The organism is Streptomyces sp. NPDC104831 (assembly GCF_055583025.1).
Window position 1 is genome coordinate 21,393 of record NZ_JBVJOT010000021.1, and the last position, 11,244, is coordinate 32,636.

Sequence of the window (11,244 nt, forward strand, 5' to 3'; positions counted from 1 at the left end):
TCACCGCTCCCTGACCAGCGCCGCGTACGCGCCGCCGCGCGCCACCAGTTCCTCGTGCCGCCCGCGCTCGACGACCGTGCCGTGCTCCAGGACGACGATCTCGTCGCTGTCGCGGACCGTGCTCAGCCGGTGGGCGATCACCACACAGGCGCAGCCGCGCCGGCGCAGGTTGTCCATCACCACCAGCTCGGTCTCCGCGTCCAGCGCGCTGGTCACCTCGTCCAGCACCAGGATGCTCGGCCGGCGCACCAGGGCCCGCGCGATCTCCAGGCGCTGGCGCTGCCCGCCGGAGAAGTTCCGGCCGTCCTGCTCGACCCTGCTGTGGATGCCGCCGGGCCGGCGGGCCACCACGTCGTACAGCGCCGCGTCCCGCAGCGCCTCCAGCACCGCCTCGTCGGGGATGGACGGGTCCCACAGGGCCACGTTGTCGCGGACCGATCCCTCGAACAGGAAGACGTCCTGGTCGACGAAGGAGACGGAGGCGGCGAGCGTGCCGCGCGGGATGTCCTCCAGCCGGCGGCCGTCGATGCGGATCACCCCCTCCCACGGCGTGTACAGGCCGGAGATCAGCCGGGAGACCGTGGACTTGCCGCTGCCCGATCCGCCGACCAGTGCCACCTGCTGTCCGGGACCGACCCTCAGGTCGAAGCCGGTCAGCAGCGGCCGGTCCAGCGGGCTGTAGCCGAAGGTGATGTCCTCCAGCTCGACGTGGCCGTGCAGCCGCCGGGCCGAGTCGCCGCCGGGCCGGGCGTAGAGCGGGTCGGTGCGGAAGTTCTCCACGTCCTTCAGCCGGGCCACGTCGGCCGCGAAGTCCTGGATGCGGCCCGCGACGCCGTTCAGCCGGGTCAGCGGCGCGGTGAAGCGGGCGACCAGCGCCTGGAAGGCCACCAGCAGGCCGACCGAGAGGTGTCCCTCGACCGCGCGCAGCCCGCCGATCCACAGGATGAGCGCGCTGTTGAAGGTGGCGAGCGTCGGCGCGACCACGCCCAGCCAGGCGCTCGGCACCCCGAGCCGCTGCTGCTCCTCCAGCGTGGTGGCGTGCTGCCCGGCCCACTTGCGGAAGTAGCCGTCCTCGCCACCGGTCGCCTTCAGCGTCTCGATCAGCTGGAGGCCGGTGTAGGAGGTGTTGGTGAGCCGGGCGGTGTCCGCGCGCAGCTTCGCCGTGCGGGTCGCGCGCAGCCGTACGACCAGCCGCATGGCCACCACGTTCAGCAGGGCCACGGCGATGCCGACGAACGTCAGCTGCGGGTCGTAGGTGTAGAGCAGGACCGCGTACAGCACGACCACGATCGCGTCCACGCCGGCCGCCGCGAGGTCGCGGGCCAGGGTCTCGGCGACCTGGTCGTTGGACTGCAGGCGCTGGACCAGGTCGGCGGGGGAGCGCTGGGCGAAGAACGTCACCGGCAGCCGCAGCAGATGGCGCAGGAAGCGGGCGCTGGAGAGGGTGGAGGAGATGATCCGGCCGTGCAGCAGATTGGCCTGCTGGAGCCAGGTCAGCACCAGTGTCAGCAGCACACAGGCGGCCATCGAGGTGAACAGCACTCCCAGCAGGGAGGTCTGCCCGCCGATGAGGAACATGTCGATGTAGGTGCGGCTGAGCGCGGGCACGGCCGCGCCGACCGCGACCAGCAGCAGGCTGGCCAGCACCGCCGCCGGGAGGGTGCCGGCGGTGCCGCGCAGCCGGGCCGGCAGCGCGCCGAGCACCCCGGAGCGGCGCCCGCCCCGGGTGAAGTCCTCGCCGGGCTCCAGCACCAGCACCACACCGGTGAAGCTGCCGTCGAACTCCTCCAGGGGCACGAAACGGCGGCCCTTGGCGGGGTCGTTGACGTACACCCCGCGCCGGCCTAGGCGGCGGCCCATGCCGTCGTAGACGACGTAGTGGTTGAACTCCCAGAACAGGATGGCCGGGGCCCGCACCTCGGCGAGGGCGGCCAGGTCCATCTGCATGCCCTTGGCGGTCAGGCCGTAACCGCGGGCCGCCTTCAGCAGGTTGGAGGCGCGTGAGCCGTCGCGGGAGACACCGCAGGCGATGCGCAGTTCCTCCAGCGGCACGTGCCGGCCGTGGTGGGCGAGGACCATCGCGAGGGAGGCGGCGCCGCACTCGACGGCCTCCATCTGCAGCACGGTGGGCGTGCGGGTCCTGCCGGTGCGGGACTTGGGGGCCGGCCGCCCGGCGGGGGCCGCCCGTCTGCGGCCACGGGTTTCCTGGGTGGTGGTCACGGGAGCAGCCAATCGACGGGGTGCTGGTCGGCGAGCCGGACGGAGCCGGTGGCGAGGGTCATGGAGTCGAGCCGGAACGGCGGCCCGTCGGCGCTGGACCAGCGGTAACCGCTCTTCGTGGACGGCGACTCGGCGAGTTCCACCAGCACGGCGACCGGGCGGCCGTCGCGGGTGAACTGCTCGCCGAGCTGGGGGTCGCCGAGGAACGCGGCGATCGACCGGTCGGACTGCGCGCCGCGGTCCACCGACTTCACCGTGCCGCGCAGCACCCCGTACCGCTGGGCCGGGACCGAGGACACGGTCAGGTCGACGGCGGCGTGCGCCGGGATGGCGGCGGCGTTCTCGGCGGGCACGTACACGGTCGCGTACAGCGGGTCGGAGGCGTGGGCGACCTTCTCCACGGCGGCGACGTCGCCGCCGGTCCGGATGATCTGCCCGAGGGAGGCGGCGAGTGCGGTGACGCGGCCGGCGGCGACGGTCCGGACGACCGCGTCGCCGTGCTCCGTGCGGACCTTCACGACGGGCGCGTGCGCGGGCAGCCGTTCGCCCTGCCGGGCGAGGACGGCGGTGACCTGTCCGGCCACCGGGCTCTGGAGCACATAGCTGCCCTGCCCGTGGGTGAGGATGGCGGGCGCGCTCACCGTGGAGGCGACCGAGCCGGTCACCGCCCACACGGAGGCGGCGGCCAGCACGACGACGGTGACGCCGAGCGCGAGCCAGCCCTGCGGACGGGCCAGTCGTACCGGAAGGTCCAGTTCCTCCGGCGACTGGAGCTTGGCGAGGGCCTGTTGGCGGAACTGCACGGAACTTCCCTCACCTGTGGGTCAGACGCATGAGGTGACGCATGGGGTGACGACGGGGTGACACATCCGGTGCCGGACGTCCGAGAGTCCCGGAGCCGGGGGACGGCTCCGGGACTTCGGTGGCACCGGGGTGCGATCAGAGGCCGGCGACCAGGCCGTTGACCGGGGCGGTGTTCAGGCCGGTGACACCCTCGACGGTGCCGACGACCGTGTTGACCAGACCGGTCACGCCGGGGGCGATCTCGTTCACGGTGCCGAGGGTGCTGTTGAGGGTGTTCACGGACAGGCCGCCGGAGACATTGTCCAGCTCGGCGTCCGAGATCTCGACGGTCTCGACCCGGGGGGTGGAGTTCATGGTGGAACTTCCCTTCATATGGATGACTTCACAAGGGGGGAGCGGCCCCCTCTGGGGACAGACGGACGGCCGCGACCGCGGGCGCCGGGCTCCCGGTCAGGGAGCCCGCCGGACCTCTGCGGTGCGATGGATCAAAGCACGCACGCGGGGGGCGCTTCCAATCAACCAGGGCTCTCACCTGGGAACTTGGCTCGGGAACGGCCTCATCCGTGCAGGTGTGCGCACGTCGTGTCGGCGACTCCTTCACATGCCGCACGGCATCGTCGCGGCGGGTGTCTTGCCCACCGGGCCGCGAATCCGGCACTCCTCGCCAAAGACGTGTCCGGGGCCCGCGCGGATGTGCAGATCCCCGGGGGCCGGTGAGGTGCCTGGGTAATCGATGTGCAGATTCCCTGAAGGGGGGATTCCGCTTCGCGTCGGCAACTGATCGTCACCTGCCGATGGCCGACGGTGATCGATCGCGGCCGGCCGTTTCCCCGGGTGGTCAGCCCAGAAGGGCGTAGACCGTGCTCGCGCGGGCCGCGAGGGCACCCGAACCGGCGTCGGTCAGCGTCACGTCCGCGAAGGCCATCCGGCGGCCGAGCTTCGTCAGGACCGCTTCGATGAGGACGTCCGCGCCGGACACCGCGCGCTGGAACGAGGTCGACTGCTGCACGGTCGTCATGGGCACGAACGAGCCCCGGGCGGCCGAGACCACGACGACCGTCGCCGTGTCGGCCGCGGCCATCAGCGCCTGCCCCGACAGCCCGCCGCCCTCCCGGGCCAGCCGGTCCGACCAGGGCAGCCGCAGCACGGCCCGGTCCTCGCCCAACGCCTCGACCGCCAGCCCCAGTTCCCGCACCCAGGGGGCGAAACGGGAGGAGAGGATCTCGTCGGCTTCGGCGATGGTCATCGTCATGGGGGTGATTGTTCCCGCCCGTCCCTCGCGGCACGCGGAACGTGGCCGGTTCGCCGCGCCGCCGCGGCCGTACGGAACCGGAACTGAACACACCGCGCCCGCGGTGCGTACGTACGGCTGTCCAGGCGCCGCGCCATGCGCCCCGGTCCGCACCGCCCGCGGGCGGCGGGCCCCCGCCCCAGGAGGTCGAGAAGGTTGAGTCCAAAGCCCAGGCACAGGGCCGCGATGGCGGTGGGCGGTGTCGCGGCACTCGGCGCGGCGGCCTTCCTGCTGCCCCATGCCGACGCCTCCCGTGACCCGGGGGACGGCGGCCGGGCGTCCGGCGCCCTCGGCGCCGCGAGGACCCTCAGGGCCACGGACGCACCGGACCTCGGCACGCGGCTGCGGAGGATCCTCGGCGACGCCTTGGCCGGCTCCCACTACGACAGCGCGCGGCAGCAACTCGTCGCCAACGTGGCCGGCGACGACGCCGCCGCCCGGGCGGGAAGGGCCGGCGCGGTCGTCCGCCGGGTCGGCAACAGCACGGGCGCCTCCGGTTCAGGCGCGGCGGACGACGACGGGCCGTCGTCCCCGGCCGGTACGCGCTGAGCGGACCGGTGCGCCCCTCAGACTCCCCGGCCGGCCCCCCTCGGTTCCAGCCGGCGGGGAGCGGTCCGGCCCTCCGGCGGGAGGGCCGGACCCGCACCCCCGGGCGGCCTGCGCGGACCCCGTCGTCCGGCGGGAGCGTCCGCACCGCCGGCGCCCGGCGGTGGGCCGGGCCCCGGCGGCCAGGCGCGTCCCCGGGCGGGGTTCAGCCGTCGGCGCGTGCGCGCAGCAGGAGCACCGCCACGTCGTCCACCCGCGCGCGGGCCGCCGTGCTGTGCCGGATCACCTCGTCGGCCAGGCTCTCCAGCGGCCGGTCGCCGGCATCGGCGAGCAGCGCGCCGAGGTCCGCCAGCGCGTCCTCGATGTCGACACCGGGGGACTCCACCAGTCCGTCGGTGTACAGGACGAGCAGTGAGCCGGGGGCCAGGGGCACCTCGGTCGTGGGGTAGACGGCCGAGGCGTCGATGCCGAGCAGCGGACCCCCGGCCAGGTCCAGCACCCGCACCTTCCCGTCCGGCCGGCGCAGCAGCGGCGGCGGATGGCCCGCCCGCGCCATCACGGCCCGTCCGCGCGCCGGGTCCAGCCGCAGATACAGACAGCTGGCGAACAGCTCGGCCCCGAGATCGATCAGCAGCCGGTTGGTGCTGCCGATCACCTCGTGCGGCGCCTGCCCCACCGTGGTGTACGCCCGGACGCCGGTGCGGATCTGCCCCATCAGGCCCGCCGCCGTCACGTTGTGCCCCTGGACGTCCCCGATCACCGCCGCCGCCAGCGGCCGGGCCGGCACCAGGTCGTAGAAGTCGCCGCCGATCTCCATGCCGTGCGTGGCCGGCAGATAGCGGGCCGCCGCCTCGATGCCGGGCGGCGGTGCCAGCGAGTGGGGCAGCAGCGCCTGCTGGAGGCCGTGCGCCAGGCTGTGTTTCGCGTCGTAGAGCCGGGCCCGGTCCAGGGCCTGTGCGATCATCCCGCCGAGCGAGGTCAGCACCGCCCGCTCGTCGGCGGGGAACACATGCGGCTCGGCGTACGCCAGCACACAGGTGCCCACCGGCCGGCCGGACGCGATCAGCGGAAGGTACGCCCAGGCCGCGAAGCCGTCCGGGGTCTCGTGCCGGCTCGGATACAGCCGCTCCAGGTGCGCCCGGGAGTCGAAGAACGCCGGCACCCCGGTGCTGAGCGCCTGGGTGCCCGGGGTCCGCTCGGCCAGCGGCAGCCCCTCGAACCGCTCCACGATGTGCGGGTCCCGGTAGCCGTGGTGCCCGAGCACGTGCATCCGCCCGCCCTGGGAGCCGAGGATCGCCATCGCCTGGCTGCCGACGGCCGTGGCCACCTCGTCCCAGACCAGCCGCACCACGTCCCGCACCCCGACCGCCTCGGTCAGCGCGCCCGCCAGGCTCAGCACCTGGGAGATCGTCACCAGCCGGGACGGAACCGGGCCCGCCTGCCGGGCCCCGTGCGGGATCTCCGTCACCGAACGGGCCCGGCTGACGCGTACGCTCAGCCCGGTGGTGCCGGGGTACAGCCGGAACCGCAGCCAGTCCCCGGGCGGGCGCAGCGCCACGAACGACGTCATCTGCTGGCTGAGCAGCGCCGCCCGGTACCGGTCCTCGTACATCGGGTCGTTCAGCCAGGGCACCGACGCCCACAGGGGCGTGCCCAGCAGTTTCCCGGCCGGCCGGCCGAGCAGCTCGGCGGCGGCCGGGTTCACGAAGCCGATCCGGCCGTGCAGGTCCAGCGAGATCAGCCCGTACGGCAGCCGGGACACCAGCCGGGCCGCCTCGACCGAGCCCAGCGTCTCCGCCACCGTCGCGGCCCCGGCCACCGCCGACGCCGTCACGTCCTCCTCCCGGCCGAGCGGCCCGTCCCGCGCCACCGACCGTTCCAGCCGCAGCGCCAGCCGCTCGCAGGCCGCCCACAGGTGGCCGCGCTCGGCGTCGGACAGCTCCGGCGCGTGGCCGCCGGGCCAGGTCACGAACACCGCGCCGTACACGCGCCGCTCCGTCGCCACGGGCAGCGCGGCGAGCGAGAACGGGTACGGCAGCACGACCGCGATCCGGGGGTAGCAGCGGGCCATCTGCTCCTCGCCGCCCACCCACACCAGGCGCCGTTCGCGCACCGCGTCCGCCACCGGCAGCGGGGCGCTCAGCCCCACCCGCTCCCACGGTGCCGCGAAGGCCCGGGGCATGCCCGCGTGCACCGCCATCCGCAGGACCGGCTCGTCGGACGGGAGCAGGTACACCGCGCCGGAGTGCGCGCGGACCTCGTGCATCATCGACACCAGCGCGAGCGACAGCACCGGCTGGGCGGCCACCGCCCCCTCCGCCGCCGGTGCCGGGTCCGGCCCGTCGGACACGCCGACCACCTCCTCCGGTCGCGCCGCGTCCAGGGCACAAGACTCCCTCGGGGCGGCGCCCCGCGCACGGCGAGCGGCCCCGGGACCGGCTCCTCGCGCTGTCGTCCGTTCGCTCCCACGAGCGGTGGTGCCGGGGAAGGGGGCGGCCGGCCGGCGCCGGGGGGCGCGGCTCGGCGGGGGTGCGGCCCGATGCGGCGGGCCCGGCGGAGCGGGGCGCACGGGCGGGCACGCAAGGCGCGGGTGGTGAACGCGTTGCCGTCTGTGCGCCCCTGGTCACGCCACGATGGCCGAAAGCATGCGGGGGAAAAGCGTTCGGCGCGTTCCGGATCCCGGCGCGGTCCGCTGCCGGAACGGGGAAGGGCGGGGCAGCCCCGGTGTGCCGGCGGCGGGGCCGGGTCCGCCCACGGCGTGTCGCGCCGGCCTCGCGGCGGTCTGCCGGGCGTGTTCCCTGGCCGAATCGTCATCCCAGATCAGGCGAGGTTCGGCCAACCCGGTGTACTGGACGGTAGGCACCGGTCCGCGTGTCCGGCGGACGAACAACCGCCCCCCACACGTCACTTCGGCATCTTTTCTCCCGCGAGCCGGTTTGCGGACGAGGCGCCGGGGCACACGCGGGGCCGCTAAGCGGACGCCGCCTTCCGGCCGGTGGGGAAGCCGGTGGAATGGCCCAACGATGACGCAAAATCAGCGGCACAGTACTCTGCGTTCAACTTCAGGGGGTTGCTTGCGGGTGACGCACCGTGAAGACTGTGGCCGAGTTCCCTCGAAACGAAGGTGTCCCGGGGTGCGCACCATGCACATCACGGGGTGGCGGACGCCGATAACGCGTCATCTCGAACCTCGTTTCGAACGGCCGGGGCTGGGGGCCCCGCTGTCCGTACAGGAGCCGGGAGGGGCCCGTGCGATCGCTGCGCGGGAGGTATCGCCGAGGGGATGGGATATGTCGGTTTGGCGCGCCATGCAACCGGGCTCGCCGCGGGGCCGTGGCCGGCCGCGCGGTCGCCGCGTCCTGCACCGCACGTGTTGAGGGCCGCCGGCCCGCCCCGGCGACGGGCCGGCGGCTGACGTACCGCCGCGCGCCCAAAGGCCGCGCCGGCCACGCGCCGCCCCCCGTCCGATGTCCCGAAAGCGTCGGCCCGGCCGTGTCCGGAACCGGACGCGGGCCCGGTGTCCGACGGCCACCGCACGCATGACCCCCTGTGCCCGCACGCGCCAGCCGCTAGCAAGGAGACAAGGTGATCAGCAAGCAACCGACGGGCGAACGCCTCCTGCTGGAGGAGTTGCCCCACCGCTGGCGAGGCTTACGCGAGGACGGACCGGTGCGCCACGACGAGGCACAGGGCGTCTGGCAGGTGGTGGACCACGAGACCGTCGCCACCGTGCTCGCCGATCCGGCGACCTACTCCTCGGACCTGTCCGCCCTCACCCCCACCCAGCCCGACTTCGAGACCTTCACGCAGGGCAACTTCGTCGGCATGGACCCACCGGAACACCGCAAGCTCCGCGCCCTGGTCAGCCAGGCCTTCACCCCCCGGGTCGTTCAGGGACTCGGGCCCCGGATCGAGGCCGTCTGCGCCCGGCTGCTGGACGCCGTCGCCGACCGCGACCGGTTCGACCTGGTGGATGCGCTGGCCTACCCGCTGCCGATCATCGTCATCGCCGAACTCCTCGGCATCCCGGCCGAGGAACACCGCCTCTTCCAGGAGTGGGCGGGCGTCCTGTTCGGCGGCGACCAGCTCGGCGAGGCACCCGACATGGCCGACCTGGAGCGGGCCCTGGAGGCCATCGCCCCCACGGTGCGCGAGATGAACGGCTACATGCTGGAGTACATCCGCGCCCGGCGCGCCGACCCCGGCGACGACCTCACCAGCAGGCTGATCGCCGCCGAGGTGGACGGGGTGCGCCTGCGGGACCAGGAGATGGTCGGCTTCGTGGCGCTGCTGCTGGTCGCCGGGCACATCACCACGACCGCGCTGCTCGGCAACGCCGTCGTCGCCTTCGACCGGCACCCCGGCACGGACGCCGCGCTGCGCGCCGACCCCGCGCGCATCCCGGCCGCCGTCGAGGAGGTGCTGCGCTGGCTGCCGCCCTTCCCCGAGCTGGGCCGCCGGGTCACCCGCCCGGTGGTCCTCGGCGGCCACGACATCCCGGCGGACGCCCTGCTGATGGCCCACCTGGGCGCCGCCAACCGGGACCCCGCCCGGTTCACCGCACCCGACGCCTTCGACGTGACCCGCAACCCCAATCCCCACCTCACCTTCGGGCACGGCATCCACTTCTGTTTCGGCGCACCCCTGGCCCGGCTGGAGGCGCGGATCGCCCTGCGTACATTGCATGAACGATTCCGCATACTGACGATCCCCTCCTACGAGGACATCGCCTACCAGAACCCGGCCGTCATCGTCGGCGTACGGCAGCTGCCCGTCGAGGTGCGCAGACCGTAGCCCCGGCGCGCCGCAGCGCCCCCCGGCCGGCCCCGTACCGCTCGTCAGGGCCGGACCGGCACACCCGCACTTGAGACCCACCCAACGGAGTCCCCCTCTCATGCCGTACACCATCCCCGCCGCCCCGGCCGCCTCCCGGACACCGTCCCCGTCCCCCCGGGAGCCGCAGGACCTGCACCGGGAGCTGCAGGACCGGCTCGACACGCTGGCCCGGGCCCACCGGGTGCCCGGCGCCCAACTGGCCCTGGACACCGGCACGGACGTGATCGCCGTGCACACCGGCACCGCCGACGTCACGACCGGCAGCCCCCTCACCGCGGACACCGCCGTCCCGCTGGGCTCGCTCACCAAGCCCTTCACCGCCGCGCTCGTCCTGCTCCTGGCCGACGACGGCGACCTCGACCTGGACGAGCCCGCCGCCGGCCAGCTCCCGGAGTTGGCCGGGATACCCGAGGTGACGATACGTCACCTCCTGTCCCACACCGGCGGGTTACCCACCGGCCCGGATTCGGACACCGCCGCCGCGACCACCGCCTCGCGGTATCTCGCCACCGTCTGCACCGACCGCGATCTGCTCTTCGCGCCGGGGACCGACTTCTCCTACTCCAACGCCGGCTACGTCGCCGCCGGACGGCTGGTGGAGACGGTCACCGGCATGCCGTGGCCCGAGGCGGTCCGGGCGCTGCTCCTCGAACCCCTCGGCATCCGGCCCGCGTTCACCGGCGACACCGCGCCCGCCCGCCCCGTGGCGGCCGGACACGCCGTCAACACCGCGACCGGCCAGGCCCGTCCGGCCCGGCAGAACCTCGCGCCGCTGGAGGCGCCGGCCGGCGCGCTGCTCGCGAGCGCCCTGGACCTGATCGCGTTCGGCAACGCGCTCACCGGCCGCTCCGACCTGCTGCCGCCCGCCGTCGCCAAGGAGATGCGCCGCCCCGAGCGCGCCGCCCGCCCCGGCACGCTGGCCGACGGCTGGGGTCCCGGCCTGGCCCTGTACCGGCGGGACGACCGGATCTGGTGCGGCCACGACGGCAACGCCCAGGGCACGTCCTGCCACCTGCGGGCCGACGCGGCCGGCGGCACCGTCGTGGCCTTCACCGGCAACGCCGGCGCTGCGACCGCCCTCTGGCACGACCTCGCCGAAGAGGTGACCCGGCTCACCGGCATCCCGGTACCGGCCGGTGCGCCCACGCCGGACCGGGGCCGGCCCGTCGCCCTGCCCGGCTGCGAGGGCACGTACCGCAACGGCACCACGACCTACCGCGTCGCGCCCGGCCCCGACGGCACGCCGGCGCTGTCCGTGGACGGGGACCTGCCGCTGCCGCTGGTCTGCTACGCCGACCTGTCCTGCGATCTGCGCGATCCGGCCACCGGGCGCCTCGAACCCGGCGGGCGGTTCCACCGCGATCCGGCCACCGGCCGGGTCGACCGGGTACAGATCTCCGGGCGCACGGCCCGCCGCACCGACGACGGCTGAGGCGGCGCGCCGCCGGTACCGGCATCGGTGCCGGTACCGGTAGGTGCCGTGCCGCCGTGCCGCCGTGCCGATTCGGGCCCGGCGCCGGTTTCGGTCCGGTTCCGGTTCGCCTTCG

Annotated in this window: 8 protein-coding genes; 3 read left to right on the forward strand and 5 right to left on the reverse strand. The window is 74.5% G+C overall.

Going from position 1 to position 11,244, the window contains the following annotated elements:
- The 4 genes from ACZ63H_RS16510 to ACZ63H_RS16525 form a co-directional block, all read right to left on the reverse strand.
- Positions 1–2,220 (reverse strand): NHLP family bacteriocin export ABC transporter peptidase/permease/ATPase subunit, encoded by a 2,220-nt coding sequence (locus ACZ63H_RS16510; protein ID WP_469865516.1) that lies wholly within the window; start codon positions 2,218–2,220, stop codon positions 1–3.
- Entirely contained in the window at positions 2,217–3,023 is an 807-nt protein-coding gene (locus ACZ63H_RS16515) for a hypothetical protein (RefSeq protein WP_469865518.1), read from the reverse strand. Before ACZ63H_RS16515 ends, ACZ63H_RS16510 begins: the two co-directional genes overlap by 4 nt.
- A 136-nt stretch (positions 3,024–3,159) precedes the next feature.
- Positions 3,160–3,378, reverse strand: coding sequence for a type A2 lantipeptide (locus ACZ63H_RS16520; protein WP_467932074.1), 219 nt, complete (start codon positions 3,376–3,378; stop codon positions 3,160–3,162).
- Between the two features lie 484 nt (positions 3,379–3,862).
- Positions 3,863–4,276 (reverse strand): PaaI family thioesterase, encoded by a 414-nt coding sequence (locus tag ACZ63H_RS16525; RefSeq protein ID WP_469865520.1) that lies wholly within the window; start codon positions 4,274–4,276, stop codon positions 3,863–3,865.
- Between the two features lie 195 nt (positions 4,277–4,471).
- Here ACZ63H_RS16525 and ACZ63H_RS16530 point away from each other — a divergent pair, with 195 nt between their 5' ends.
- Positions 4,472–4,864 carry a hypothetical protein gene (locus tag ACZ63H_RS16530; RefSeq protein ID WP_469865522.1) on the forward strand — a complete coding sequence of 131 codons (393 nt, stop codon included), beginning with the start codon at positions 4,472–4,474 and terminating at the stop codon, positions 4,862–4,864.
- A gap of 202 nt (positions 4,865–5,066) precedes the next feature.
- Here ACZ63H_RS16530 and ACZ63H_RS16535 read toward each other — a convergent pair whose 3' ends face one another.
- The gene (locus ACZ63H_RS16535) at positions 5,067–7,220 is read right to left on the reverse strand and encodes a SpoIIE family protein phosphatase (RefSeq protein ID WP_469865524.1); all 2,154 of its coding nucleotides are present in this window, start codon (positions 7,218–7,220) and stop codon (positions 5,067–5,069) included.
- A 1,226-nt stretch (positions 7,221–8,446) separates the two neighbouring features.
- Here ACZ63H_RS16535 and ACZ63H_RS16540 point away from each other — a divergent pair.
- Both ACZ63H_RS16540 and ACZ63H_RS16545 read left to right on the forward strand, forming a co-directional pair.
- Positions 8,447–9,655 (forward strand): cytochrome P450, encoded by a 1,209-nt coding sequence (locus ACZ63H_RS16540; protein ID WP_469865526.1) that lies wholly within the window; start codon positions 8,447–8,449, stop codon positions 9,653–9,655.
- Positions 9,656–9,755: 100 nt separating this feature from the next.
- Entirely contained in the window at positions 9,756–11,129 is a 1,374-nt protein-coding gene (locus ACZ63H_RS16545) for a serine hydrolase domain-containing protein (RefSeq protein ID WP_469865528.1), read from the forward strand.
- The last annotated feature ends 115 nt before the right edge of the window (positions 11,130–11,244 follow it).